The organism is Mammaliicoccus sp. P-M58 (assembly GCF_022386165.1).
In the GTDB taxonomy this organism is placed as follows: domain Bacteria; phylum Bacillota; class Bacilli; order Staphylococcales; family Staphylococcaceae; genus Mammaliicoccus; species Mammaliicoccus sciuri.
The window spans coordinates 65641-92450 of sequence record NZ_JAJNJI010000001.1; the positions used below are offsets into that span (position 1 = coordinate 65641).

General features: G+C 32.2%; 27 protein-coding genes. 7 read left to right on the forward strand and 20 right to left on the reverse strand.

Annotated elements, in window-relative coordinates; all coding sequences use genetic code 11:
* The first annotated feature begins 11 nt into the window (after positions 1-11).
* Positions 12-515 carry a DUF309 domain-containing protein gene (locus LQ694_RS00300; RefSeq protein WP_048539759.1) on the forward strand — a complete coding sequence of 168 codons (504 nt, stop codon included), beginning with the start codon at positions 12-14 and terminating at the stop codon, positions 513-515.
* A gap of 86 nt (positions 516-601) precedes the next feature.
* Here LQ694_RS00300 and xerD read toward each other — a convergent pair whose 3' ends face one another.
* The 3 genes from xerD to LQ694_RS00315 form a co-directional block, all read right to left on the reverse strand.
* Positions 602-1516, reverse strand: coding sequence for a site-specific tyrosine recombinase XerD (gene xerD, locus LQ694_RS00305; protein WP_196968280.1), 915 nt, complete (start codon positions 1514-1516; stop codon positions 602-604).
* Positions 1517-1607: 91 nt separating this feature from the next.
* Positions 1608-2048 (reverse strand): ferric iron uptake transcriptional regulator, encoded by a 441-nt coding sequence (gene fur, locus LQ694_RS00310; protein WP_025907044.1) that lies wholly within the window; start codon positions 2046-2048, stop codon positions 1608-1610.
* A 100-nt stretch (positions 2049-2148) separates the two neighbouring features.
* Positions 2149-2691 (reverse strand): NUDIX domain-containing protein, encoded by a 543-nt coding sequence (locus LQ694_RS00315; RefSeq protein WP_196968281.1) that lies wholly within the window; start codon positions 2689-2691, stop codon positions 2149-2151.
* A 77-nt stretch (positions 2692-2768) separates the two neighbouring features.
* Here LQ694_RS00315 and LQ694_RS00320 point away from each other — a divergent pair, with 77 nt between their 5' ends.
* Positions 2769-3680, forward strand: coding sequence for an aldo/keto reductase (locus LQ694_RS00320; protein ID WP_196968282.1), 912 nt, complete (start codon positions 2769-2771; stop codon positions 3678-3680).
* 42 nt (positions 3681-3722) lie between these two features.
* Here the strand turns inward: LQ694_RS00320 and LQ694_RS00325 are convergent, their stop codons facing one another.
* Complete coding sequence (locus tag LQ694_RS00325; RefSeq protein WP_218696530.1) at positions 3723-4478, reverse strand: SDR family NAD(P)-dependent oxidoreductase; 756 nt, start codon at positions 4476-4478, stop codon at positions 3723-3725.
* A gap of 139 nt (positions 4479-4617) precedes the next feature.
* On the opposite strand from LQ694_RS00325, the gene proC reads away from it, so the two are divergent.
* Positions 4618-5433, forward strand: a complete 816-nt coding sequence (gene proC, locus LQ694_RS00330; protein WP_025907039.1) for a pyrroline-5-carboxylate reductase — start codon at positions 4618-4620, stop codon at positions 5431-5433.
* 58 nt (positions 5434-5491) lie between these two features.
* Here proC and rnz read toward each other — a convergent pair whose 3' ends face one another.
* Entirely contained in the window at positions 5492-6409 is a 918-nt protein-coding gene (gene rnz, locus LQ694_RS00335) for a ribonuclease Z (RefSeq protein WP_065381199.1), read from the reverse strand.
* Positions 6410-6604: 195 nt separating this feature from the next.
* On the opposite strand from rnz, the gene zwf reads away from it, so the two are divergent.
* Together zwf and LQ694_RS00345 are read left to right on the forward strand one after the other, a co-directional pair.
* A complete protein-coding gene (zwf, locus tag LQ694_RS00340; RefSeq protein WP_218696529.1) occupies positions 6605-8089 on the forward strand; it encodes a glucose-6-phosphate dehydrogenase in 1485 nt (494 codons plus the stop codon).
* Between the two features lie 28 nt (positions 8090-8117).
* Complete coding sequence (locus LQ694_RS00345) at positions 8118-8978, forward strand: effector binding domain-containing protein (protein WP_049318808.1); 861 nt, start codon at positions 8118-8120, stop codon at positions 8976-8978.
* A gap of 50 nt (positions 8979-9028) precedes the next feature.
* Here LQ694_RS00345 and gndA read toward each other — a convergent pair whose 3' ends face one another.
* Both gndA and LQ694_RS00355 read right to left on the reverse strand, forming a co-directional pair.
* On the reverse strand, positions 9029-10432 hold the full coding sequence (gene gndA / locus LQ694_RS00350) for an NADP-dependent phosphogluconate dehydrogenase (RefSeq protein ID WP_058611590.1): 1404 nt from the start codon (positions 10430-10432) through the stop codon (positions 9029-9031).
* Positions 10433-10542: 110 nt separating this feature from the next.
* Positions 10543-11658, reverse strand: coding sequence for a M20/M25/M40 family metallo-hydrolase (locus LQ694_RS00355; protein WP_218696527.1), 1116 nt, complete (start codon positions 11656-11658; stop codon positions 10543-10545).
* 95 nt (positions 11659-11753) lie between these two features.
* Between LQ694_RS00355 and prli42 the strand changes: the two genes are divergently transcribed.
* Entirely contained in the window at positions 11754-11855 is a 102-nt protein-coding gene (prli42, locus tag LQ694_RS00360) for a stressosome-associated protein Prli42 (RefSeq protein WP_151452370.1), read from the forward strand.
* A 200-nt stretch (positions 11856-12055) separates the two neighbouring features.
* On the opposite strand, the gene LQ694_RS00365 is transcribed toward prli42, so the two are convergent.
* From LQ694_RS00365 to LQ694_RS00405, 9 genes are all read right to left on the reverse strand, one after another.
* Complete coding sequence (locus LQ694_RS00365; protein ID WP_135016740.1) at positions 12056-13021, reverse strand: aromatic acid exporter family protein; 966 nt, start codon at positions 13019-13021, stop codon at positions 12056-12058.
* Positions 13022-13039: 18 nt separating this feature from the next.
* Positions 13040-13477, reverse strand: a complete 438-nt coding sequence (locus LQ694_RS00370; protein WP_025904925.1) for a BrxA/BrxB family bacilliredoxin — start codon at positions 13475-13477, stop codon at positions 13040-13042.
* Positions 13478-13550: 73 nt separating this feature from the next.
* Positions 13551-14825: a dihydrolipoamide acetyltransferase family protein gene (locus LQ694_RS00375; RefSeq protein ID WP_096791902.1), complete on the reverse strand. Its 1275-nt coding sequence runs from the start codon at positions 14823-14825 to the stop codon at positions 13551-13553.
* 11 nt (positions 14826-14836) lie between these two features.
* Positions 14837-15820 carry an alpha-ketoacid dehydrogenase subunit beta gene (locus LQ694_RS00380; protein ID WP_058611594.1) on the reverse strand — a complete coding sequence of 328 codons (984 nt, stop codon included), beginning with the start codon at positions 15818-15820 and terminating at the stop codon, positions 14837-14839.
* Positions 15813-16811 (reverse strand): thiamine pyrophosphate-dependent dehydrogenase E1 component subunit alpha, encoded by a 999-nt coding sequence (locus LQ694_RS00385; RefSeq protein WP_196968286.1) that lies wholly within the window; start codon positions 16809-16811, stop codon positions 15813-15815. Before LQ694_RS00385 ends, LQ694_RS00380 begins: the two co-directional genes overlap by 8 nt.
* Positions 16812-16825: 14 nt before the next feature.
* On the reverse strand, positions 16826-18238 hold the full coding sequence (gene lpdA / locus LQ694_RS00390) for a dihydrolipoyl dehydrogenase (protein ID WP_135016736.1): 1413 nt from the start codon (positions 18236-18238) through the stop codon (positions 16826-16828).
* Positions 18239-18249: 11 nt separating this feature from the next.
* Positions 18250-19311 carry a butyrate kinase gene (buk, locus tag LQ694_RS00395; RefSeq protein ID WP_196968287.1) on the reverse strand — a complete coding sequence of 354 codons (1062 nt, stop codon included), beginning with the start codon at positions 19309-19311 and terminating at the stop codon, positions 18250-18252.
* Complete coding sequence (locus tag LQ694_RS00400) at positions 19311-20411, reverse strand: Glu/Leu/Phe/Val dehydrogenase dimerization domain-containing protein (protein WP_058611597.1); 1101 nt, start codon at positions 20409-20411, stop codon at positions 19311-19313. Before LQ694_RS00400 ends, buk begins: the two co-directional genes overlap by 1 nt.
* A 209-nt stretch (positions 20412-20620) precedes the next feature.
* Positions 20621-21511, reverse strand: a complete 891-nt coding sequence (locus tag LQ694_RS00405; RefSeq protein WP_196968288.1) for a phosphate acyltransferase — start codon at positions 21509-21511, stop codon at positions 20621-20623.
* Positions 21512-21632: 121 nt separating this feature from the next.
* Here LQ694_RS00405 and LQ694_RS00410 point away from each other — a divergent pair, with 121 nt between their 5' ends.
* Positions 21633-21890, forward strand: coding sequence for a DUF2627 family protein (locus LQ694_RS00410; protein WP_096791898.1), 258 nt, complete (start codon positions 21633-21635; stop codon positions 21888-21890).
* A 2-nt stretch (positions 21891-21892) separates the two neighbouring features.
* On the opposite strand, the gene LQ694_RS00415 is transcribed toward LQ694_RS00410, so the two are convergent.
* The 4 genes from LQ694_RS00415 to dxs form a co-directional block, all read right to left on the reverse strand.
* Positions 21893-22597: a response regulator gene (locus LQ694_RS00415; protein WP_049318794.1), complete on the reverse strand. Its 705-nt coding sequence runs from the start codon at positions 22595-22597 to the stop codon at positions 21893-21895.
* Positions 22598-22620: 23 nt separating this feature from the next.
* A complete protein-coding gene (recN, locus tag LQ694_RS00420; RefSeq protein WP_049318793.1) occupies positions 22621-24297 on the reverse strand; it encodes a DNA repair protein RecN in 1677 nt (558 codons plus the stop codon).
* Positions 24298-24314: 17 nt separating this feature from the next.
* Positions 24315-24767, reverse strand: a complete 453-nt coding sequence (gene ahrC / locus LQ694_RS00425) for a transcriptional regulator AhrC/ArgR (protein WP_025904936.1) — start codon at positions 24765-24767, stop codon at positions 24315-24317.
* A 147-nt stretch (positions 24768-24914) separates the two neighbouring features.
* The gene (gene dxs / locus LQ694_RS00430) at positions 24915-26783 is read right to left on the reverse strand and encodes a 1-deoxy-D-xylulose-5-phosphate synthase (protein ID WP_196968289.1); all 1869 of its coding nucleotides are present in this window, start codon (positions 26781-26783) and stop codon (positions 24915-24917) included.
* Between the last annotated feature and the right edge of the window lie 27 nt (positions 26784-26810).

Here is a 26810-nt window from a genome sequence, read left to right on the forward strand (position 1 = left end):
AGGGATTTTAAATGGAAACACAAATAATGTCATTTCACTATCATTTCCATGTCTTAAGACATTATTTTGAATGTCACGATATATTAGAAGATCATTGGAAAGATCAAACTCAATTTAGTAAACATGATGCAATTGTAAGTTTAATTTTGTTCTCTACAGCATGTTACCACTATAGACGTGATAATACGAAAGGTGCGCTAAAAACTTATAAAAAAGCATTACAAATTGCAGAATTAAATGATGACTTTAGCCATTTAGGTATTGAAAAAGCATCATTTCAATCTTTAATTCATTCACAAATCATGCGCATTGAGCAAGGTCATCCTTATGAAAATATTCAACTACCTTTAACAGATGCAAGCTATCGTGCTTTAGAAAGTTCTTTTGATGATTTTGAATTTAACTATAATACAGATGTATCAGATTATATTAAACACCATCATCTACTAAGAGATCGTACTGAAGTGATAGAAAGTCGTATTTCAGCATATAAGCAACGTCATGCTAGACAATAAATAACCAATAAATGAGACCCCATGCGACAGCAAATGTTAATAAAATTGCTAAAGTGACATATTTTTTTGATTCATTTTGTTGTTGTTTATTGTTCTTCATTTTTCTTCTCCTTCTTGGCTCTAGGGTGATACATTAAATACATCTCGCGTATTTGTTTCTTAGAGATGTGTGTGTAAAGTTGTGTCGTAGAAATGTCGGAATGACCGAGCATTTCTTGCACTGCCCTCAAGTCTGCACCATTTTCAAGCAAATGCGTCGCAAAAGAATGCCTTAACGTATGAGGTGTTAAAGTTTTCGTTATCCCTTTTTCTAAGCCGATTTTTTTTAGTATTTTCCAAAATCCTTGTCGCGTTAAAGCTGTACCACGTGCATTTAAGAATAATATATCCGTAACATGTTTCTTCAATAAATTTGGTCGAACTTCTTGAATGTAGTTTCTTAAAATACCCATTAAATGCTCACCAAGCGGTACGATTCGTTCTTTATTACCTTTACCAAACACTCTAATAAATCCCATCGTCAAATTGACGTCTTCTACATTTAATTGAATCAATTCGCTTACACGAACGCCCGTGCCATATAAAAGTTCAAGCATCGTTCTGTCTCGTTCATCTCTAGGATTTGTAATATGTGTAAATGTTAATAGTCGATTCACTTCATCTTCACTCAATACATCTGGAAGTTTTTGTTCGTATTTAGGCGTTTCAATCAATATTGTTGGGTCTTTAACAGCGTATTTTTCTCTAATCGCAAATTGATGAAAGCTTCTAATCGTTGCTGCCAATCTCGCAATTGTTTTTGCTGACTTACCTTCTTGTTTTAGATGTGCAAAATATTTTTGTATCACAATACGATCAACGTTGTCTATATGACTAATTTTATGTTCAGTTATGTATTGGTTATATTGTTTTAAATCTCTTTGATACGATTGGATTGTATTTTGACTCAAACCTTTTTCTAATCTTATAAAATCTATAAACTCATTTATGATTTGTTCCATGAATTCACCTCATTGTTGTCATTATTTTACCATAAAAAAAGACATCACTAAAATCAGTATAAAACTTCATTTAGTAACGTCCATTATAGATTTATTCTTCGTGACATCTATGACAAATACCATGAAAAGTTAATCGATGGTCTAAAATTTTAAAGTTAAATTCTTTTTCAACACGACGTTCTACGTCTTCTAATAAATCTTCTTCGATTTCATCAACTGCACCACATTCCATACATACCATATGGTGGTGAAAATGTTTTGCCCCTTCTTTTCTTAAATCGAATCTAGCAACACCATCGCCAAAGTTAATTTTGTCGACTACTTTTAATTCTGCTAAAAGTTCTAATGTACGATACACTGTTGCGAGACCAATCTCAGGTGCCTTATCTTTAACTTTTAGGTAAACATCCTCTGCACTTAAATGATCGGCTTCATTCTCAAGTAATACTCTAACTGTCGCTTCTCTTTGCGGAGTTAGTTTGTAGGAAGCTTTGTGTAATTGTTCTTTCACACGTTGTATGCGTTCTTCCAACTTGACACCTTCTTTCTAAAAAATAATCATTATCAATTAGTAATGTATTCGTATACTAAAATACCAATAATCTTCTCAAAAAGCAAGAAAAAATATCTTTTTATTTAGAATGATTATAATTTAATAATAAGTATTGGAAGGCAATCATTGTTTTGGCATCTTCAATTTTATGTTCTGATAATAATGAATGTATTTGATTGATTGGAATTTTTGTTAAATTTAAGAATTCATCTTCATCTAAATTTACTTTTCCTTCTTTTAAATCTTTCGCGATATAAATACTTACTTTTTCATTACAGAACCCTGGGCATCCATAAACTTCACCAATAAGTTCGAGTTTGTCTGCAACGTATCCTGTTTCTTCTTCTAATTCTCTATGCGCAGCTGACTCACGTTCCTCACCTATTTCTAATTTGCCAGCAGGAATTTCGATTAATGTCTTTTCCATTGCCTTTCTATATTGTTCCACCACTAATACTTCGTTTTCTGGTGTTATAGCTAATACAGATACTGCACCATTATGTAATACGACTTCGCGTTCACTCGTTTGACCATCTGGAAGTGATACTTGATGTTTTTCTAGCTTAATAATACGACCATCATATATCGTTTCTTTCGAAATCGTTTCTTCAGTTAGTTTCATTATAAGTGTGCCTCTTTTCATTAAAATAATTTATCTGGTAAACTTAATAAATAAAGTGTAGCGAAAGGAGCTTCAATATGCAAAAAAATACATTGAAAAGTGGCATTGAAATTTCAGAAGTCGGATTAGGTTGTATGAGTTTAGGAACAGATATTAACCATGCAGAAACAATTGTTGATGAAGCAATCAAACAAGGTATAACATATTTTGATACTGCTGATTTATATGATTACGGTGAGAATGAAAAAATCGTAGGTCAACTTTTGAAAAAATATCAAAATCAACATGATATCGTCATTGGATCAAAAGTCGGTAATCATTTTGATAAAGATAAACAAGAACACTTTTGGGATCCTTCTAAAGAACACATTATGGAAAGCATTAAAGAATCGTTACAAAGATTGGATCTTGAACAATTAGATTTATATATGTTACATGGCGGTACTATTGAAGATAATAAAGATGAAACGATAGAAGCATTCGAAAGATTAAAAGAACAAGGTCTCATCAAAGCATACGGCATTTCGTCAATCAGACCCAATGTAATCGATTATTACTTAAAAAACAGTCATATTGAAACAATTATGATGCAGTTTAGTATTTTAGATAATCGTCCTGAAAATCTATTAGAAAAAATTAATGATCATGGTGTCAAAATATTAGCAAGAGGTCCTGTTTCTAAAGGTTTATTAACACATAAATCAAACGAAGTGTTAGATCGTAAATTTAAAGACGGATTGTTAGAATACAATTATAACGATTTGTCCGATACCATTTCTCAACTAAATAAAGAATATGATGACTTATCTAGTGTTACATTCAATTATTTGAAATCATTTGATGTACTTGGCTCTATTATTACGGGTGCAAGTTCACCAGAGCAATTGGCAGAAAGTATTCAAAGTTATAATGGAACATTATCAGAAGCTCAAATTAAGCACGCCCGTTCAATCGTTAAAAATATTGAATACACAAATCACTTACAATAAAAGAAAAGAGTCTGGGAGAGTATATATTTTCCCAGACTCTATTTATATCTTTTTACTTAAAAAACTTTGCTTAAATAATTTTTCAAATGTACGAGGTGCTATATGATAAAACCTCAATCCTAAATCCATCCATTTCGGTTCATTTATTTCTATTTTTCTTTTAATCATACTTTTAACAATTTGTTCGCTTAAATCTTCTACATTAAGTTGTATTTGAGATGTAAGCTTTTCAAAGTGACCTGAAGGATCTGCTTTAGCATGAAATTGTGATTTGAAAGGTCCTGGATTTACAGCAAGTACATGTAAGTCTTCGCGTTCAAGTCTTAATGCATTTGTGAAACTACTCAAAGCTGCTTTCGACGCTGCATAATGGCTACCATATGGCGTTGTCACTTTAGAAGAAATCGATGAAATATTAACGATTGATGCCCCTCTTTTTAAATAAGGTAATATACGGTTCAATAGAATAATTAAATTCACGAGATTTGTATGATAAATGTCTTTAATTTCATCACTTGTATGTGCCTCGTTAGATTTAAAGTAACCTAACCCAGCGTTATTAATAATCCCGTCATACGTGTTGTTATGTGCAAGACTAAATTGTTCGACTTGCGCCGTGTCATTCATATCTAATATAAAGACTTTTTTAATATTTTGATATTTTGTCATTAAATGATTGGCCTTATCCTCATTTCTTACAATTATGGAAACGTAAGCACCATGATTATTCAATGATTGTATCAAGCTCTCCCCTAGTGAACCTGTGGCACCAGTTAATAAATAATGTTTACCGATCATTTAACTCATCCTTTATTCATTGTTATGTATAATGTATCATAACACTCCAAAAAAACTAAATACGATACAAGCAATTTTGACATAAGATTATATTTCTTTATAATTAAAATGAATTCATATGGAAGTGAGTGATTTTATTATGAAAATTGTGTTTTATGGATCTGGTAATATGGCAAACGCGATATTCACTGGAATTGTTAACAGTAAGTCGATTGAACCTGAAAATATTTATTTAACAAATAAGTCGAACCAAGAAGCATTGGAAAGTTATCATGAAGCTTTAGGTGTTAGCTATAGTTATGATGATGAAGAATTGTTGAAAGATGCAGATTATGTATTCTTAAGTACAAAACCTTATGATTTCTTAAAATTAGCTGAACGCATTAAACCTTTTATAACGAGTGATAATAAATTCATTTCAATTATGGCTGGTTTACCGATTAGTTATATTAGAGATAATTTACAAGTCGATAATCCAATTGCTAGAATTATGCCGAATACAAATGCACACGTAGGTCATTCAGTAACGGGCATTAGTTTCTCTACAAACTTCGATCCTAATTCTAAGCAAGAAGTATTGACACTTATTGAAGCTTTCGGTACAGCATTAGAAGTTAAAGAAGACCATTTACATCAAGTGACAGCTATCACAGGTAGTGGACCAGCATTCTTATACCATGTATTTGAACAATATGTAAATGCAGGTACTAAATTAGGTATTGAGCAATCTCAAGTTGAAGAATCCATTAAAGAACTGATTATTGGTACTGGTAAAATGATTGAACGTTCTGATTTAAAAATGGATCAATTAAGAAAAAATATTACGTCTAAAGGTGGTACAACGCAAGCAGGATTAAATGCGTTAAGCAACCATGATATAGAAGCTATTTTCTTAGATTGTTTAAACGCAGCTGTTAAGAGAAGTATCGAACTTGCAGAAGCGGACGAAGATTAATTGAATAATTCACAAAAAAACATCTCATCTTAAAATACAAATAAGATGAGATGTTTTTTTATATTTGAAATTGGTCATAATCTTTTACAAATTTAAAGTCATGATTTACAGCTGAACGTAATGATGATTCAACAGTTTGAATATCTTCTAATTCATATCGATTAGATAAATGTGTGAATAGACCTTTTTTTACATTTACATCCGTCATTAATTGAAAGACATCTTCAATATGACTATGATAATAAGAATTTGCTAAATTTTTATCGCCTTCGATATACGTTGTTTCATGAACAATAACGTCTGCATCTTGAGCAAGGATATGTTCATTTTGACATGGCATCGTATCACCAAAGATTGTAATCACTTTCCCCTTTTTCTTAGGACCTTTGAAATCTTTAGACTGATAAGTTTGATTCTCATATTCAAAAGTTTCGTTTGCTTTCACTTCTTGATATTTGGGTCCAGGTTCTATCCCGATAGCTTTAAGTTTTTCAACATCTAGCTTTCCTTCAATATCAGGTGCAGTGATTCGATAACCGACAGATAATATACCGTGTTTTAAAGGTAAAGCTTTAATATGAAAGCCATCGATATTTAGTTCTGTTTCTGTGTTGAATTCATTTACAGTTATCGGATAATTTAAATTTGATTGAGAAATTTCTAATGCCGTTTGTATAAACTTTGCTATACCTTTAGGACCTATTATTGTTAAAGGTTTATCTTTACCACCTTGGAAGGAACGACTTGTTAATAATCCGGGTAATCCAAATATATGATCACCGTGTAAGTGCGTAATAAATATGTGACTTATTTTGCCAAGTTTAATGCCAGTATGTAATATTCGATGTTGCGTTGCTTCACCAACATCAAATAACCAAAGTTGATTTACGTGAGGTAGGCAATTAAAGGCAATTGATTGTGTATTTCTTTCTTTAGTCGGTAATCCGGCACTTGTGCCTAAAAATGTGAGTTCCATCGTCTTCCTCCTTACGTTATTATTATAACATGTATCGTACAATGATTTATAAAAATACATAAAAATGATGATGATTATACAACTTACTGAATAAATTGAAAATTTAACAGTTCAAATTGAAGAATATCAATCACTAACATGTTATAATAATTAATATTGTAAATTGTGAAAAAGTTAGAGAATCGAGGTAAATAAATGACAACCGAAACTAGAAATATTCCATGCTTAATTACAATATTTGGGGCTACAGGTGATTTAAGTCACCGTAAATTATTCCCATCTATTTTTCATTTATATCAACAAAATCAATTAGACGAGCACATCGCAATTATTGGTGTTGGTCGAAGAGATTGGACTACTGAAAAGTTCAGAAGTGAAATAAAAGCTTCAGTAGAGAAACATGTACAGAATACAGACAAGTTAGATGAATTTATGGAACATGTGTTTTATCAATCGCACGATGTTAGTGACCCTTCTAGTTATGAAGAATTATTAGCTTTTTCAAATGAGTTAAATGAACAATATCAATTAGAAGGTAATCGATTATTTTATTTAGCAATGGCACCTCAATTCTTTGGAACTGTTACAGATTTCTTAAAATCTTCTGGTTTAACAGATACTGACGGTTTCAAACGCTTAATTATCGAAAAACCTTTCGGCACAGATTTAGCATCTGCTGAAGAATTAAATGAACAAATTAGACGTTCATTTAAAGAAGAAGAAATTTACAGAATAGACCATTATTTAGGTAAAGATATGGTACAGAACATCGAAGTATTAAGATTTGCCAATGCGATGTTCGAACCATTATGGAATAATAAATATATTTCTAATATTCAAGTAACATCATCTGAAATATTAGGTGTAGAAGATCGTGGCGGATACTATGAAAATAGTGGCGCATTAAAAGATATGTTCCAAAACCATATGTTACAAATGGTTGCATTATTAGCAATGGAACCACCTATTAGTTTAAACAGTGAAGATGTTAGAAATGAAAAAGTAAAAGTATTGCGTTCAATTAGAGCTTTAGATGAGTCAGAAGTCAAACAGAACTTTGTTAGAGGGCAATATGATAAAGGCAAAATTGAAGGTGAAGAAGTTAAAAGCTATAGAGAAGAAGATAAAGTAGCAGATAACTCTAATACCCCTACTTTCGTCGCAGGTAAATTAATGATAGATAATTTCAGATGGGCTGGCGTACCATTCTTTATTCGAACTGGTAAAAGAATGAAGAAAAAAGGTATTCAAGTAGTTGTTGAATTCAAAGAAGTACCAATGAATTTATATTACCAACGTGATTCAGAATTAGAATCTAATTTACTTGTTATAAATATTCAACCTAATGAAGGACTTTCACTACACTTAAATGCTAAAAAACAAGTTCAAGGTATAGAAACAGAACCTGTACAATTATCATACGCAATGAGTGCACAAGATAAAATGAACACAGTTGATGCATATGAGAACTTAATTTTCGACTGCCTTAAAGGTGATTCAACAAACTTTACACATTGGGAAGAATTAAAAGCGACATGGAAATATGTAGATGTGATACAAAATGTGTGGGACAATGATAAAGCACCGTTCCCTAATTATAGAGCTGGCACTAATGGACCGATTAAGAGTCAATTATTATTGTCAATTGATGGATTTAAATGGTGGGACGATATTAACTAATCTTTCTGCCAACAGGAGTGACTGAACATTGGAAGTAATTAAAGATTTACAAAGAGCAATTGTGTACATTGAAGATCATCTATTAAGCGATATCGATTTACAAACTTTGAGTGATCACGTTGAAAAGTCCCCTTTTCACTTGAATCAATCTTTTACGATGGTTATTGGTATGACGCCTATTGAATATCAACTTGCTAGAAGAATGACTGAAGCGGCCTTTGATATTTTAAGTGGTCATACACGTATTTTAGATATTGCCTTAAAGTATGGATACAGAGATGCACATGCATTCGCTCATGATTTTAATGCATATCATGGTATAAGTCCGCTACAAACGAAGACACATCAGTCTATGCTTAAAATTAAAAAAAGAGTCTCTATTAAATTAACTTCTACAGAAACAGAACCGTTAAATTATTCATTACAATACAAAGATGATTTAAAGTTAGTAGGAAAAAATCATCATTATCATTCAAATGAACTAGATAATCATTTTTTAATACCTGACTTATTAGAAATGTTATTAGAGAATAATTACATAGAAGACTTTATTAAATATAATGATGTTAAACCTAACCAACTATTTGTTGTTCGAAGACCACTAGTAGATGGACTCGAAGTATTTGTAGGCGTACCTAGCGAAAGATATCCAGGTCATTTAGATAATTATTATTTACCTGGACATCATTTCGCGACGTTTAATTTACAAGGTGAATTAGATTTTGTAGTGAGTGAAGCTTGGCACCATATTGAAAATCAATGGCAACTTAAAATGCCTTATTTACATGATGATTTTTATGTTGAGGTTTACCCTCTTGATGTTAATTTTGATCAAGAAACTTCTAAAGTACAACTTTGGATACCCATTGATCATAAAAGAATTAATTAAAAAACACCCCGCTATCTTATTTAGATAACGGGGTGTTTCGTTATATCAAATTATTTAGTCCATTCAGTATGGAAAATACCTTCTTTGTCTTTACGTTCGTAAGTATGCGCACCAAAGTAATCACGTTGTGCTTGAATTAAGTTGGCAGGTAAATCTTCTGAACGGTAACTATCAAAGTAATTAATTGCTGAAGAGAAACCTGGTGTTGCAATGCCTGCTTTGATTGCAGTTGCTGATACTTCTCTTAATGAACCTTGATATTTTGCCACGATATCGTTGAAGTAAGGATCTAATAATAAGTTTGTTAATGATGAATCATTATCGTAAGCGTCTTTGATTTTTTGTAAAAATTGTGCACGGATGATACAACCCTCTCTCCAAATCATAGCTAACTCACCTAATTTTAAGTTCCAGTTATTTGTTTCACTAGCAGTTTTCATTTGAGCAAATCCTTGTGCATAACTACAGATTTTACTCATATAAAGTGCTTGTCTGATTTGTTCTAAGAATACTTCTTTATCACCATCAAACTCAGTTACTTCTGGACTAAACGCTGTGCTTGCTTTAACTCTTTCATCTTTGAATGAAGAAATAAATCTAGCAAATACAGACTCAGTAATAATTGTTAATGGAATACCTAATTCTAAAGCATTAATTGAAGTCCATTTACCTGTACCTTTTTGGCCAGCTTTATCCATAATTTTTTCAACTAATGGTGTACCATCTTCGTCTAATTTATTAAAGATTTCGCCTGTGATTTCAATTAAATAACTTTCTAATTCGCCAGCGTTCCATGATTTGAACGTTTCAGCAATTTCTTTATGATCCATGTGTAATACACGTTTCATTAAGTCATAACTTTCAGCGATTAATTGCATATCTGCGTATTCAATACCGTTATGCACCATTTTTACATAGTGACCAGCACCGTCTGGACCAACGTATGTTACACATGGAGAACCATCGTTTGCTTTTGCAGAAATGCTTTCTAAAATTGGTGCAACCAATTCATAAGCTTCTTTCTGACCACCAGGCATAATTGAAGGACCAGTTAATGCACCTTCTTCTCCGCCTGAAACACCTGTTCCAATGAAGTTTATTCCACTTTCATCTAAGTATTGATTTCTACGAATCGTATCTAAATAGTTAGTGTTTCCGCCATCGATAAGGATGTCGCCTTTATCTAATAATGGTAATAAGCTATCGATTGTTTTATCTGTTGCTTCACCAGCTTTTACCATAAGTAAAATTTTTCTTGGTTTTTCTAATGAATCTACAAACTCTTCGATTGAATAGTTTGGATGTATATTTTTACCTTGTGATTCTTCAACCATTTGGTCGACTTTCTCTTTTGAACGGTTATACACTGAAACTGAGTAACCACGTGATTCAATATTCCAAGCTAAGTTTTTACCCATTACAGCTAAACCAACTACACCTATTTGTTGTGTCATGAAATTAACCTCACTTTTTTTCATTTTCTAGTACATTTTAACATAGTTTGAATACGTTTTTCGTCTATAAAGTCTTTAATTTCAAATGAATACGTTTACATACTGAATTTTTATGCAAGTTCAGCAATTGCAACGATTTGTTCTGTAATTTTTTGTAATTCTTCAACTGGCATACGTTCATTTGTTGTATGAATATATTCATAACCAACACCTAAAATAACAGTAGGTATACCAAATCCACTAATAACATTTCCGTCAGATCCACCACCTAGTTTAACAAGGTCTGCTTTACGTCCAATTTTTTCAGAAGATTTAACAGCTAATTGAACAACATCGTCTTCTTCAGTTAAGTTAAAGCTTGGGTACATGATTTGTACATTAACTTCAGCAGAACATCCGAATTCTTCAGCAGTTTTCTCGAATGCTTCTTTCATATGTGTAACTTGTTGGTTCATTTTTTCGTCATCTAAAGATCTAGCTTCTGCTAAAATATATACATGATCACTTACGATATTTGTTGCTGTTCCACCTTCGAATCTACCGATATTAGCAGTCGTTTCTTCATCGATACGTCCTAAGTTCATATGACTAACAGCTTTAGCAGCGATATTAATAGCAGAAACACCTTTTTCAGGTTCTAATCCAGCGTGTGCTGTTTTACCTTTAATAATTGCCTCTATTTTAGCTTGTGTTGGAGCCGCTACAACAGTTGTACCTACTTTACCAGGCGCATCAATAGCAAAACCATATTTCGCTTGAATATCATCTGGATTTAAAGCTTTAGCACCAACTAAACCAGATTCTTCACCTACTGTAATGACAAACTCGATATCACCATGTTGAATATTGTTATCTTTAATAACTTGAATAGCTTCTAATATGGCAGCTAAACCAGCTTTATCATCAGAACCTAAGATTGTTTCACCTTTAGAATAAATGTAACCATCTTCACGTAATTCAGGTTCAATATTATTACCAGGCGTAACAGTATCCATATGGCTTGTAAAATAAATCGGTGTCTTGCTAGTATCTTCACCTTTTAATTTACAAATTAAATTACCAGCACCATAACCAGTCTCACTTTGAGAGTCATCCTCTTTAACATCTAAACCTAAATCCGTAAACTTTTGATTTAATAAGTCAGCAATCTTTCTTTCATTTTTAGATTCAGAATCTACCTTTACAAGTTCTATAAAAGTATTCAATAATCTTTCTTCATTAATCATGATTGTCCCTCTTTTCATTTATTTAAATATCTCATAATCTAGTGTATAATAGTTGATAAATATATACAAAACTAATGTTTAAAGAGAGGGTTATCATGCAAAATAAGAATATACGTAAAATCATAATCATCGTAATGTTAGTAGCAATCGTAGCTGCACTTGTATTATCAGGTATCTTACCATTCCTATTAAATTAATAATATAATTTAAAAGCGCTAGCTCATGATGAGTAGCGCTTTTTGTTTTGGGGTAAACAATTCTAGAAAATGAGGTATGTCATGGCTTAAGTCTCCCATTAAGCCAAGAGTTTGATTAGTTCATAGTTTAGGTTTCAAACATTAACTCACATCTCCCCTCTATATATACAAAAAACGCAATGCTGAATAGCATTGCGTTTTTACTTCTTAAGGCTACCGAATTGTGATTTGATTAGTAAGTACTCTTCTACTTCGTTTAATAGTTGAAATAGTGCTGCTATACTTTCTAATTCTTGTTGTGTTTTTGGTAGCTCGATGGACTGTAATTTGATTTTAATGTCATATAGATTATGCAATCTCATAAGTGAGTAATCATTGCCTTGTACATTTTGTGAAACTTCTAATAACAATTGACTACATAAATGATGTGCGTGCTGACTGTGTTGCATTGATTCAATTAAATTTTTCATTCTTTTTAATAAAGTTAATTGTTCTTCTCTCATATCAAAATAATGATAGTAAGAATTTTCATTTCTTACAAAATGATTTTTAACTTCTCTAAATGCTAATGATTTAGCTTTTCTAATATTTTCTGAAACTATATCGAATGATGGTACATTAATTTTCTTATTTGGATCTTGTAAACATTGACTATAAATAAAGGTTATTAATATAAAGTCGTCTTCTATTTTGCGCTTATAATTGTTAAGTTTATAATCTAAACTTGGCATAAACATATTCATGATTAAGGCAATACCGATACCGATTATAAGTAATAAAATTTCATTTATAACGACATTCATATCAATCGTTTTAGCCATATACAGATGAAGTATAATAACACAGCTTGTTACAATACCTTCTTGTACACCAATCATGACTGTTACGGGTATAAATAAAAGAACCATAATACCAAGTATAATAGGTGTACTTCCTAAATAAGTGAAAAATACTGAACCTATCAAAATTGCAATAAAACATGCTACAAATCTATATATTGCAGCTTCAAATGATTTAACTCTTGTATCTTTTATACATAATACAACAAGAATAGCACTGGATGCATAATTATCTAAGCCGATTAACCTAGAAAGGATGACAGCTAATGTCATCCCTAGGGCAGTTTTTAATGTTCTATATCCTATTCTGTACGGTTTTATTTGCATAAGAAATGAACCGTTCCTTTACACTTCTTCGCAATACTCTTCGAATAGTGCTTGAATGTTTGTAATAACACTCATTGGATCGTGACCTTCGATTTCATGTCTTTCAATCATTTTGACAATTTTGCCATCTTTTAGAAAAGCAAATGATGGACTTGATGGTGGATAACCTTCGAAATAATCACGTGCTGTTTCAGTTGCTTCTTTATCTTGACCAGCAAATACAGTTACTAATTGATCTGGTAATTTATCATAGTGTAACGCATGTTGTGCTGCTGGTCTTGCGATACCACCTGCACAGCCACAAACTGAATTAACCATAACAAACGTTGTACCTGGTTTGTTGAAAGTTTCTTCAACTTCTTCTTTAGTTGTTAATTGTTTGTATCCAGCCGCTTCTATTTCATTTCTCGCAGAATTTACTACGTCGTTCATATATAAATTGAAATCCATTTCCATAAAAAAGCCTCCTGTAATAATAGATAAGTCTATTTTACAGGAGATTTAAGGGTAAAACAATGAGAAGCTTTTATTAATATATAGATGTGTTCTCGATTGTCATACTTTGTAATCTTTCTTTTACATATTTTAAGAATTCACCGGCCATTAAACCATCTAATATTCTATGATCAATTGATAACGATAAATTAACCATATCACGAATACCGATCATATCATTAACAACTACAGGTCGTTTCACAATGGATTCTACTTGTAAAATAGCAGCTTGTGGATGATTGATAATACCCATTGATGATACTGAGCCAAATGAACCCGTGTTATTGACTGTGAATGTACCACCTTGCATATCTTGAGAAGTTAATTTATGCTTCCTTCCTCTAGTTGCAAGATCATTAATTTCACGAGCGATACCTTTGATTGATTTATCATCAGCATTTTTAATAACAGGTACATATAATTTATCTTCACTTGCAACTGCGATTGAAATATTAATATCTTTATGAATTTTAATTTCATCGCCTGCCCAAGTACTATTTAACATCGGATATTTTTTCAATCCTTCTGCAACAGCTTTTACGAAAAATGCAAAGAATGTTAAGTTATATCCTTCATTTTGTTTGAAAGATGATTTATGATGTTGTCTTGTTTTAACAAGATCTGTAGCATCAACTTCGACCATCATCCAAGCATGTGGAATTTCATGAACACTTTGCAACATTTTATTCGCAATTGCTCTTCTAACACCATTGACTGGAATTGAATCACCAGGTAAAGAAGACGTTTCTGGTTGAACTGTGTTTTCAGCCACTTCTTGAGCTGGTGCATCTACTTGTTTAGATGATGTATCTTCAGTTGGAACACCATTTTCAATTGCATTTAAAATATCTTTTTTAGTCACTCTTCCTAAATTACCAGTTCCTTTAACTTTATTTAAATCAATATTATTTTCACTTGCTAATTTAAAGACAACAGGTGAATATTGACCGTTATTCATCGGACCTTCTTGTGGTTCATTAGAAATAGGTGTTTCAGCTTTTACAGGTTGCTCTTCTTGAGATACTTCTGTTTCAGTTTGTTCATCAGTGCCATCATTACTATCCTCTGATGCTTCACCTTCTACCTCCATTCTACAAATAACTGTACCAACTTCTACTGTTTCACCAGCTTCTACAACAATTTCTTTAATTGTTCCATTAAATGTTGAAGGTACTTCAGCTGTTACTTTATCTGTTATCACTTCGCACAGTGCATCGTACTCTTCAATTGTGTCACCTGGTTTAACGAGCCATTGTTCGATTGTACCTTCATGAACACTTTCTCCAAGTTTCGGCATCTTTACGTCCATAATTTAACCTCCTAAAATTCAGCTAATGTTCTCATTTTTTCTTCTATTTTCACAGGATTCATCATAAAGAAATCTTCCATTGGTGGTGAAAATGGCATAGCTGGTACGTCTGGACCTGCAAGTCTTGCAATTGGTGCATCTAAATCAAATAAGCAATTTTCAGCTATAATGGCAGATACTTCACTCATGACACTACCTTCTAAATTATCTTCAGTTACAACCAATACTTTGCCAGTCTTTTTCGCACATTTAATAATTGTTTCTTTATCTAGTGGATATAATGAACGTAAATCTACTATTTCTGCATCTATACCTTCAGTCGCTAATATTTCAGCTGCTTGAAGTGCATAATTCACACATAATCCATAAGTGAATACTGTAATATCTGAACCTTCTCGTTTAACATCTGCTTTATCAATTGGTACAGTATAATATTCTTCAGGAACTTCTTCTTTTAAAAGTCTGTATGCTTTTTTATGTTCAAAGTATAATACAGGATCATTATCTTCAATTGCCGCAAGAAGTAAACCTTTAGCATCATATGGTGTTGATGGAATAACCACTCTTAAGCCTGGTGTTGAACAGAATATACTCTCAATACTTTGAGAATGATATAAAGCACCATGAATTCCGCCACCAAATGGACTTCTAATTGTTAAAGGACAATCCCAATCATTATTAGAACGGTATCTTATTTTTGCTGCTTCATTGATGATTTGGTTTGTTGCCGGTACGATATACTCTGCGAATTGAATTTCAGATACAGGTCTTTTACCCATCATTGCAGCACCAATTGAAGCTCCAACTATATTAGATTCTGCTAATGGCGAATCGATCACGCGTCCTTCACCATATTTGTTGTATAAATTTTTAGTTGCGCCAAATACGCCGCCTTTTAGACCAACATCTTCGCCAATAACAAATACATTATTGTCTTTTTCCATCGCTTGGTCCATTGCTTGATTAATCGCGTCAAGATAGGATAACTTAGGCATTCTTTTCGCCTCCTTGATCATATACATGTGTTAAAGCTTCTTCCGGTAATGGATAAGGTGCTTTTTCTGCATTTTTAGTAGCAGTATTGATTTCTTGTTTAATTTCATCTTCAATTTGGCTGAACCATTCGTCATTAGTCACTTGATGTTCAACTAAATATTCTTTGAATTTAATCATACAATCATTTTCTTTTTCTTCTTTCATCTCATCAGCTGGACGATAATTATCATCATCATCTGAAGAATGCGGTGTTAATCGACTACATAACGCTTCAATGAGTGTAGGTCCTTCACCATTTATAGCACGTTCTCTAGCACGTTTGACTGCTTCGTATACAGCAATAGGGTCATTACCATCAACTTGTTCACCAAATGCACCATAACCTGCAGCTCTAGATGATAAATCATTTGTTGCGTACTGTAAGTGAGTTGGTACAGAAATGGCATATTTATTGTTTTCAATAATACAAATAAATGGCAATTTATGAACACCAGCGAAGTTCATTGCTTCATGGAAATCACCTTGACTGGTACTTCCTTCACCTAAAGTAGCTAGTGCAATGGCTTCTTTGCCATCCATTTTAAGCGATAAACTTGCGCCAACTGCATGTAATACTTGAGTTGTTACACAAGAACCTTGCGTTAAAATAGATAAATCCTTTTTACTAAAGTGAGATGGCATTTGCTTACCACCACTTGAAGTATCACCTTGTTTAGCAAATGCAGCTAACATAGATTCTTCTGCAGAAATACCACGTGATGTAACTAAAGCTAAATCTCTATAGTAAGGCGCTAATACGTCTTCATCTTTGAGTGCATAATATGTGCCAATCTGAGTTGCTTCTTGACCTTGACAACTAATGACAAACGGTAATTTACCTGCTCGATTGAGTAGCCACATTCTTTCGTCAATTTTTCTACCTAATAACATCCATTTATAAATTTCTTTTAAGTCTTCATGCGTTAATCCGACAGTCTTATAATCTAACATCTAATCTCTCCTCTTTAGACGTGAATAGCACGATTCTCAGATTTTAACCCTAGTTCCATGAGCACTTCTCCAATTGAAGGATGTGCATGTACAGTAGTTGCTAGTTCTTCAGTAGAGCCATTCATAAATGTAAATAGAGCTGCTTCATTAATTAATTCAGTCACTTTTGCACCAATCATATGAATGCCAAGCACTTTTTCATTGTCTATATCTTTAATTAAAATACATTCACCAAGTCCATTATTTTCGATGACGGATTTTCCAATCGCTTTAAATGGTACTTTGAATTTTTTGAAATTAATATTTTGCGCTTTGGCATCTTGTTCAGTCATCCCTATCGATGCAATTTCAGGGTTCGTATATATACATCTTGGTACTGTTAAGTAATCTAACATAATAGGATTTTGATCAAACATATGCTCTACTGCAATTGTGCCTTCTTTAGTTGCAACATGTGCTAATTGATAATTACCGATAACATCTCCAACCGCATAAATATGTTTATCATCAGTTTGATAAACATCATTTGTTTGTATATAACCTTTGTCATCAGTCTTTATTTTTGTGTTGTTTAACCCTATATCTTCAGTGTTCGGTGTTCTACCTACTGCTACTAGCACTTTTTCAAAAGTTTGTTGTTCATTTTGAAGTGTTACATCTACGTGTTGATCATGTACGTTGACATCTTGTTCAGATAAAGGACAATTCTCATGAATGTTTATGCCATTTTCTTCAAAAGTACGTTTGATAGTTTTGCTGATTTCTCGTTGCTCGTTAGGGATAATGGATTGCCCTGCTTCAACAACTGTTACTTTTACACCTAAATCATTTAATAAAGATGCAAATTCAAGTCCAATTACACCGCCACCGATAATTAACATGCTTTCAGGCAATGTTTCTAATTGCATCATATCATCACTTGAAATGACAGTATGATGATTAAACTTTAAGAATGGTAATTCAATAGGTCTTGAACCTGTTGCAATCAATACATGTTGGTTAACGAGTAGTTCGGATTCGCCATTTTCAAACTCAACAGAAACAGTTCCAGCTTGAGGCGAGAACAATGATGGTCCAAGAATTCTACCATTACCTTCGTAAATATCAATTTTGTATTTTTTCATCAAACTTTGTACACCATTGTACATCGTAGAAACTGTTTCATCTTTCTTAGCAACAACATCCGACATTTCAAAATCAGCTGAAGCAGTTTTAATACCATATTCGTTTGAATGTTGTATGTATCTTAAAATTTCTGCAGTTTTTAAATATGATTTTGTTGGAATGCAACCTTTATGTAAACAAGTTCCACCTAACTTAAATTTCTCTACAATTGCGACTTTTTTTCCTAGTTGAGAAGCACGAATTGCAGATACATAGCCTGCCGTACCGCCACCTAGAATGACTAAATCATATTCTTTAGACATAGTATTACTCCTTATTCATATGACTTGGTACTAATTTTACCGTGTAAGAGGTCCAATACGCCAATATTTAAGGCGTGCATTTCTTTTTCTCCTTCATATATAGTAACATTTTGTAGCCAAGATACATATTGTTTTACTTTATTTGTGATATATTTTGAATAACTTAATCCACCGGTTATGATAATTTGATCAATTTTACCTTCTAAAACGACCGCACAAGAACCTATAGATTTAGCAATTTGATAACACATTGCATCTAAAACTAGTTTAGCAGTTTTATCGCCATTTTCCATCATTTCTTCAACTTTTCTACAATCATTTGTACCAAAATATGATAATAAGCCTGAATTTTTACTTAATTCATTGTTAGCTTCTTTAGTATTTAAATTGTGATCAATAACCCATTTAATTAATGCATCATTTGGTATTGAACCAGCTCTTTCAGGACTAAATGGCCCCTCACCTAATAAACCGTCATTAACTTCGATGACTCTTCCCTTTTTATGAGCACCCACACTTATACCACCACCAAGATGTGCAACGATGACATTAATATCTTCATATTCTTTGCCAATATCAGTTGCATATTGTTTAGCGACAGATTTCTGGTTTAATGCATGAAAGATACTGCGTCTCTCAATACCTTTAATACCAGTAATTCTAGCTTCAGGTATTAATTCATCTACAACGACAGGATCAACAATATATGTTTGTATATTTAATTCTTTAGCAAATGTATAGCCGATAATACCACTTAAATTTGAGGCATGAAATCCATATTTAAATGATTTCAAGTCTTGATACATGATGTTATTAACAAGATATGTTCCACCTTGTATAGGCTTTAAAATACCACCCCTACAAGCAATAGCATCTATTGCTTGTAGGGAGATATGATGTTGGTTTAATGAGTTCTTGATACTTTCAAGTCGAAATGGGACTTGTTCAATTAATGGAAGATTAGTTTGTTCGATATCATGCCTAATAACATCTTCAAATAACATATCATAGTTATCAAATACAGCAACTTTAGATGATGTGCTTCCTAAATTAAGTACAAGAATTTTTTTCATTATTTTTTACCTCTAGAAATGATAGATCTTTCAGTTTTTAAGAAATTACTTCTTACATTTTTAAGTTGTTCAATACGTTCTTCAGCTAAAATTTCAGCTGCACGTGCAGAAGTAATTTGATCTCTTTTACTAATTTCAAATACTTTATCCATTTGGTCATAGATTTTCTCAATATTTGAAATAGCGCGTACTTCATTGTATCCATCTAATTCATCAGCAACATTGATAACACCACCAGAGTTTGCAACGAAGTCAGGCGCATATACAATACCTTTATCTTCTAATTGTGAACCATGTAAATCTATGTCTTGTAATTGATTGTTTGCACTACCACATACAACTTTAACTTTTAAACGTGCGATTGTATCATCGTTTAATACGCCACCTAAAGCACATGGAGCAAAGATATCAGCATCTACATCATAAATATCATCAATACCTACACTTTGAGCGTTGAAATCATTTACAACTCTATCAACTGCATCTTGATTTATATCCGTTACAATTAATTGTGCACCTGTTTCATGTAAATAACGACATAGTTCGTAAGCAACGTGTCCAACACCTTGTACAGCAACTGTTTTCCCGTTTAAGTCATCTGTTCCAAATGCTTCTTTAGCTGCACGTTTCATAGAAACAAATACACCTAATGAAGTTTTAGGACTTGGGTTACCACTAGATTCATGGCTTTCAGATAATCCTACTACGTAATCTGTTTCTTCGAAGATAATATCCATATCGTCTTCAGTCGTTCCTACATCTTCAGCAGTAATATAACGACCATTTAAACTTTCAACATATCTACCTAAAGCTCTAAATAATGCTTCTGATTTATCTTTTTTAGGATCTCCGATAATAACTGTTTTACCGCCACCTAAGTTTAAACCAGCTGCAGCATTTTTATATGTCATACCTCTTGATAGGCGTAATGCATCATTAATTGCTTCTTCTTCACTTTCATATGGCCACATTCTACAACCACCAAGTGCTGGTCCTAATGTTGTATCATGAATTGCAATGATTGCTTTTAATCCTGAACTTTTATCGTGACAAAATACAATTTGCTCATAGTCATATTTCTCTATCGTTTCGAATAACATAATAATCCCCTTTTCAACTTTTATATAATAACTTCATTTCTAATTTTACATGAAATGTTTTATTTATCAAATAAATTGACGAAAAATGATAGCGCTTACAAAAAGTAAAAATTTTTAGAAAATTCAAACTTTATTGATATAAAAGCATTGTAAACCTTTTCAACACTTTGAATTAAAGAGTATAGTTATTTATTTGTTATTATAATATACTAAATAAGCATTAACGCACTACAAATAGAGTGGAATTTATCACGTGATGAATCTGATCTAGAAGTTAAAATTATGGGTATTTTTGCACCAATTATAACAGATGCTACATCAGCGTTCGATAAATACACGAGTGATTTATATAAAATATTACCACTTTCAATTTGAGGAACGATTAAACCATCAACATTACCTGATATTTTTGAATCTATTTTTTTAATAATGGATGCTTTTTTATTAATTGCAGCATCAAATGCTATAGGACCTTCAATTTCAAGATCTGGCTCTTCTTGATTAAAATAAGATACCACTTCGTTTGCATCAACCGACGACTGCATTTTCGGATTCACATTTTCTATTGCAGAAAGTACCCCTATTTTAGGTGAATCTACGCCCATTTTTTTAAGCGCATAAACTAAATTAGAAGTGATTTCAATTTTCTGTTTGATACCTGGTGCAATGTTCATAGCAACATCTGATACGGTCAACATTTTGTGATACTCCGGTATATTGAATATTGCGATATGACTCATTCTATAGTTAGTCTTCAAATTGTATTTATCTTTTAATACTTCTTTCAACAATTCTGAAGTCGAAATTAACCCCTTCATAATTAAGTCAGCTTTTCCGTCCGCTACCGCTTGTACACATTGCGATACAGTATGTTCTTCATTAAGTGTTTGAATAATTTCAATTCTATTTAATTCTTCATGTGTTAAATTAAATGACCTGATCAACTCATCTTGAGGTCGTTCATCAAACAACATGAACCTAGCTTTTGTATGTTTAATCGCTTTAACAATTGCTTTAATAACACCTTCATCATTAGATTTACATACAGCAATTGTAACTGATATATTTTGGCCGTTTTTTATCATATCTTTAAAAAGCATTTAATCCCCTCCTATAACTATCATAATCAAATTGTGCCGTTTATTCTATTTTTTCAATGTTTACTTTTACTCATTATCTCATATATAATATAAGTTATTAATTAATAGGAGTTTTTAACTTATGCAAAAGTATATTGCATTACTCATTTTGGTTATACCAGGTATCATTGCAGGACTAGGTATCAAATGGATGAGAGATGCTGTTTTCGGACAACTTGTTCCACAATTACATTTTATTTGGTTACAGTTTTTATTAGGCTTTATCTTCTTTATATTTGGGGTAGTGTTCATTGGGGGTTATATACTACATCGCGAAAAGAAAAATAAACGTGCACAAGAACATTTTATGAAGAAACAAAGCGCCAAAAAAAGAGACTAGGCTTACCTAGTCTCTTTTTTAAACTTTTCATATAGATGTAATAAAAACTCACCGTTTGTAGGTCGTACATATAATTTTTCGCTATTATACCAATAGGATTTTAATTCTTTATCCCAAGCTAATTTAATGGCATGTCTTATAGACCTTTCAACATTATTCGCTTGTATATTATAATTTTGAGAAATTAAAGGATAAAGTTCTTTAGTTAACGGCATCTTGCGATTATATTGAAGCATAAGGTGTACACCATACTTAATATATTCATAGCCATTTAAATTTGATGAAAATCCAATCTTCTCAAGTAATAAATCTAAAGCGTCCATTTCTTCTATATTAGAATCTGTTGTCGTTAATACACGTTGTATCGTGTCTAATAAGACATCAAACTCAACAGGTTTAATTAAGAAATAATCTACTCCTAATGAAACAGATTCTTTTAAGACATCATCACTTACAAAAGCACTCATACATATCACTTTAAATTGCTTATTTTGTTTTATATATTTTTTAAGCAAAGTCATGCCATCTATGTGTGGCAAGATTAAGTCTAATAGAAGAACATCGAAAACTTCTCCGTTTAAAATGTCGAGTGCCTCTTTACCGTTGTATCCAATATTAACAATTTCAATTTCGTGTTCTTTTAAATATTGTGCCATTTCACTAACATATGCTTTCGAGTCTTCTATTATTGCTACCTTAATTACCATGCTTAACACCCTAACGAATCATTCTATTTTAAATTTTTGTTTTGTATAATCATTTCTTTAGCGTGTTGTCGAGTTAATTCTGTAACTTCAACACCTGATATCATTCTTGCTATTTCATCAATCTTATCTTCACCATCTAATTGTTTTATAGAGGTCGTTGTTCTATCATTTACGGTTTCTTTAGCAATATACAAATGATTATCACTAATTGCAGCGACTTGAGGTAAATGCGAAATACATATCACTTGAAGTGTTTGCGCAATTTGATGCATCTTTTCAGCCATTTTTTGTGCGACTCTTCCAGATACACCTGTATCTACTTCATCGAATAAAATTGCTGTTTGTCCTTTTGAAGAAACAAATATACTTTTCAACGCAAGCATTATTCTCGATAGTTCACCACCAGAAGCTATTTTATTTAAGCTTTTTAATGGTTCGCCTTTATTTGGACTGATTAAAAATTCAACTTCTTCTAAGCCATATTGAGTAGGCTTTGTTTTCGTAAATGTAATTTCAATATTCGCATCTTGCATGTGCAAATTCTGCACTTCTTCAACTAATCTATCTCTAAGATCCAACGCAACTTGTCTTCTTTTAGTCGATAGTGCTTCTCCGTATTTTACAACATTTGTATAAAGATTATTAATTTCTTCACGTAATTGAGAAGTGCTTTGTTCGTAATTCTCAATTTTATAAATTTCATCGTCAATTTTATCTCTATATTTGATTAATTCAGGTATGCTTTTACCATATTTACGATTGAGGTCAGTGAGTACATTTAACCTAGACTCGTACTCATTTAGTAAAGATTCATCAAAGTCATTAGATGTTAACTCATTATAAAGTTCATGTTTGTAGTCTTCTAAAGTGTAATACATTTGATCTAATTCTTCACTAAAAGCAGTATATTTATCCGGAATAATATCGTTGATATGTTGAATTTCTTGATTAAGCTCATAAATTTTATCAGTAATGTTTTCTTCACTACTCAATAACATATGCGCTTTATTAAGACTTTCGTTTATTTTTTCGTGATTTTGAAGTTTCTTAATTTCTTGATTTAAAAAGTCAATTTCATCTTCTTTTAAATTCGCATCTTGTAATTCATCACGTTGGAATTTTATTAAATCTAATCTTTGTAATAATGCTTGGTCTTGAGATTCTAACTTTTCAAGTTCTTGTTTCTTCAAGCGATAAGATTGAAAAGTTTCTTCATATTGATCAATTTCAGCTTGATAAGTACCATCAGCATAATCATCTAATAATGATAAATGATATTTAGGTTTAAGTAATATTTGTGTTTCATGTTGACCATGAATATCAAGTAATTCTTGCATGACAATTTTTAAATCAGATAGCGTTACATTCTGATTGTTTAATTTACATATGCTTTTCCCTGATGCAAAGATTTCTCTTTTTACAAACAAGAAATCTTCGTCAAAGTCGATATCTAACTCACTTAATATCTTATTAACGTTAGGTACATTATCAATATCAAATACGCCTTCAATTGTTGCCTTCTGTTCGCCATGTCTCACGAAACTTTGTGAGGCTCTTGCACCTACTAACTGACCTATAGCATCTATAATTATAGATTTACCAGCACCAGTTTCACCGCTTAAAACAGTTAGTCCACCTGAAAAATTAATTTCTAAAGATTCAATTATAGCGAATTGTTTAATTGTAAGTGCTTGTAACATTGTATATTAAATCTCCTTTAAAGCATATTAAAAATTCTATCTGTAATAACTTCAGCTGCCTCAGTATCTTTACAAATAATTAAGCATGTGTCATCACCGCATATCGTACCAATGACTTCTGTCCAATCAATTTGGTCAATAATTGCACCAATTGATTGCGCATTACCTGGTAATGTTTTAAGAACTAATAAATTATCTGCTCCGTCAATTTTTACAAATGAATCCATTAAATATCTACCTAATTTATCAATCGGGTGATATTTACGATCTCTAGGTAAACTATAGATATATTGACCAGAAGGTGCTGGAACTTTAATTAATTGAAGCTCTTTAATATCACGAGATATTGTAGCTTGTGTGATATTCAAATCATATTCATTTAGTCTTTTGACTAATTCTTCTTGTGTTTCAATTTGTTCGTTAGAAATTATTTCTCTTATCTTAATCTGACGCATTGTTTTGTTCGCCATTACATACACCTCTGTTAATGAATATTTATACACTTATAATAGCATAAAATTGATAAAAATAGTAATGTAAGCGCTATAAACAATTTAAATGACGCTTTAGATATACTAAAGCGCCTTTTTCAACATAATTATTCATATATTTATCAATTACTTAATTAATGATTTGATGGTAGATATGATATTTGATTTAGAGATACCAATATCTTCTAATAATAAACCTACGTCACCATGCTCAATGTATGTGTCATTTATGCCTATTCTTCTTACATTATTATGATAATCATTGTCTTTCATAAAAGTAGCTATTTGACTTCCTAAACCACCAGTCAACATGGCTTCTTCAACTGTAATAATCGGTTTCGACGCTTTACCGAGGTTATGCAGCATTTCAAAATCCATAGGTTTTATAAACCGAGCATTAACAATATTGATATGGATGTCTTCTTTTAATAATTCGTCTGCTACATCTGTTACAAGTGAGACTGTTGGTCCATAACTAATAATCGTTAAATCATCACCGTTTCTTTCAACATTCCAAGATCCTAATTTTATTAGTTCACTATTTTTAGAATCATCAAGTAACGGAGCATTACCTCTCGGATACCTGATCGCCATTGGACCATGTTCAGTTTCAAAAGCAGTTTTGATCATATTTTTCGCTTCATTACCATCTTTAGGCATCATGATTGTAAAGTTAGGAAATTGACTTAAAAAGCCAACATCAAATACACCTTGATGAGTTTCTCCATCTGCCCCAACAAGTCCTGCTCGATCAACACCAAATAATACGTTTAAGTTTTGACGGTCTACATCGTGTAACAATTGATCATAAGCACGTTGCATAAATGTTGAATAGATTGCGACATATGGTTTCATACCTTGTGTTGCAAGTCCTGCTGCCATCGTAACTGCATGCTGTTCAGCAATACCTACATCAACAAATTGTTCAGGTATGGTTTGTTGAAATTTAGTTAATTTTGATCCAACAGGCATAGCTGGTGTAATGGCAACAATTCGTTTGTCTTGCTGCGCATATACTAATACTTCATCGCTCATTAATGCACTCCATGCCGGCCCTTCAGTACTTCCTTTTATCACTTCACCAGTCTCAAGTTTATATGGTCCTAAACCATGCCAAGTCCCAATTATATCTTTCTCAGCAGGTTTATAACCTTTACCTTTTTTAGTCACAACGTGTATGATAACAGGTTTGTCCATTTGTTTTGAAACTGTTATAGCTTCATCTAATGCATTAAAATTATGGCCATCTACAGGTCCAATATATTTAATGCCGAGTTCTTCAAAGAAGATGCCATCTACGACTAAATATTTTAAACTGTCTTTAATTTTATCCGCAGAGTCTTTTAACAAATCTCTACCAGGTAGTCTATTAATTAAACTTTCAGCATCAAATTTAAAGCGATTATAATTTTGGTTTGATCGAATTCTTGCAAACATATTATGCATTGCACCAACATTAGGTGCGATACTCATTTCGTTATCATTTAAAATAATCGTTAAATTCGTTTTGTCATGTCCTATGTGGTTTAATGCTTCTAGTGCCATACCACCTGTTAAAGCACCATCACCAATTACAGGTACAACATGATGTTCTTGTCCTAATAAATCTCTTGCTTTTGCCATCCCCACAGCAGCAGATAAAGAAGTTGAACTATGTCCAGCTTCCCACACATCATGTTCTGATTCTTTCATTTTAGGAAAACCACATAATCCTTTATATTGTCGCAAAGAATTAAATTCGTGGCCTCTACCAGTTAATATTTTATGAATGTATGTTTGATGTCCAACATCCCATAATATCTTATCTATAGGGCTATTAAAATGTTTATGTAGACTCAATGTTAATTCAACCACACCTAAATTGGCCCCTATATGTCCGCCAGTTACCGAACAAGTTTCTATTAAAAATTTTCTAATGTCACTGCTCAGTTGTTCAAGTTCTTGATGAGATAAATCTTTGAGGAAGGATGGGTTTTTTATTTTTGAAACATCCATTTTTTAACCACCTTTAGCCCGATTCTT

Bases quoted from the DNA above. Each gene is read 5' to 3' on its own strand.
- LQ694_RS00400 (WP_058611597.1), bottom strand. From the start codon at position 20,411: ATGTTATTCGAAACGATAGAGAAATATGACTATGAGCAAATTGTATTT.
- LQ694_RS00325 (WP_218696530.1), bottom strand. From the start codon at position 4,478: ATGATCGGTAAACATTATTTATTAACTGGTGCCACAGGTTCACTAGGG.
- proC (WP_025907039.1), top strand. From the start codon at position 4,618: ATGAAAATTGTGTTTTATGGATCTGGTAATATGGCAAACGCGATATTC.
- LQ694_RS00300 (WP_048539759.1), top strand. From the start codon at position 12: ATGGAAACACAAATAATGTCATTTCACTATCATTTCCATGTCTTAAGA.
- LQ694_RS00320 (WP_196968282.1), top strand. From the start codon at position 2,769: ATGCAAAAAAATACATTGAAAAGTGGCATTGAAATTTCAGAAGTCGGA.
- LQ694_RS00380 (WP_058611594.1), bottom strand. From the start codon at position 15,820: ATGCCTAAGTTATCCTATCTTGACGCGATTAATCAAGCAATGGACCAA.
- dxs (WP_196968289.1), bottom strand. From the start codon at position 26,783: ATGGATGTTTCAAAAATAAAAAACCCATCCTTCCTCAAAGATTTATCT.
- ahrC (WP_025904936.1), bottom strand. From the start codon at position 24,767: ATGGCGAACAAAACAATGCGTCAGATTAAGATAAGAGAAATAATTTCT.
- zwf (WP_218696529.1), top strand. From the start codon at position 6,605: ATGACAACCGAAACTAGAAATATTCCATGCTTAATTACAATATTTGGG.
- rnz (WP_065381199.1), bottom strand. From the start codon at position 6,409: ATGGAACTCACATTTTTAGGCACAAGTGCCGGATTACCGACTAAAGAA.
- LQ694_RS00415 (WP_049318794.1), bottom strand. From the start codon at position 22,597: ATGGTAATTAAGGTAGCAATAATAGAAGACTCGAAAGCATATGTTAGT.
- LQ694_RS00365 (WP_135016740.1), bottom strand. From the start codon at position 13,021: ATGCAAATAAAACCGTACAGAATAGGATATAGAACATTAAAAACTGCC.
- lpdA (WP_135016736.1), bottom strand. From the start codon at position 18,238: ATGTCTAAAGAATATGATTTAGTCATTCTAGGTGGCGGTACGGCAGGC.
- LQ694_RS00385 (WP_196968286.1), bottom strand. From the start codon at position 16,811: ATGTTAGATTATAAGACTGTCGGATTAACGCATGAAGACTTAAAAGAA.
- gndA (WP_058611590.1), bottom strand. From the start codon at position 10,432: ATGACACAACAAATAGGTGTAGTTGGTTTAGCTGTAATGGGTAAAAAC.
- LQ694_RS00410 (WP_096791898.1), top strand. From the start codon at position 21,633: ATGCAAAAGTATATTGCATTACTCATTTTGGTTATACCAGGTATCATT.
- prli42 (WP_151452370.1), top strand. From the start codon at position 11,754: ATGCAAAATAAGAATATACGTAAAATCATAATCATCGTAATGTTAGTA.
- LQ694_RS00405 (WP_196968288.1), bottom strand. From the start codon at position 21,511: ATGCTTTTTAAAGATATGATAAAAAACGGCCAAAATATATCAGTTACA.
- LQ694_RS00375 (WP_096791902.1), bottom strand. From the start codon at position 14,825: ATGGACGTAAAGATGCCGAAACTTGGAGAAAGTGTTCATGAAGGTACA.
- xerD (WP_196968280.1), bottom strand. From the start codon at position 1,516: ATGGAACAAATCATAAATGAGTTTATAGATTTTATAAGATTAGAAAAA.
- buk (WP_196968287.1), bottom strand. From the start codon at position 19,311: ATGAAAAAAATTCTTGTACTTAATTTAGGAAGCACATCATCTAAAGTT.
- recN (WP_049318793.1), bottom strand. From the start codon at position 24,297: ATGTTACAAGCACTTACAATTAAACAATTCGCTATAATTGAATCTTTA.
- LQ694_RS00370 (WP_025904925.1), bottom strand. From the start codon at position 13,477: ATGGAAATGGATTTCAATTTATATATGAACGACGTAGTAAATTCTGCG.
- LQ694_RS00315 (WP_196968281.1), bottom strand. From the start codon at position 2,691: ATGAAACTAACTGAAGAAACGATTTCGAAAGAAACGATATATGATGGT.
- LQ694_RS00355 (WP_218696527.1), bottom strand. From the start codon at position 11,658: ATGATTAATGAAGAAAGATTATTGAATACTTTTATAGAACTTGTAAAG.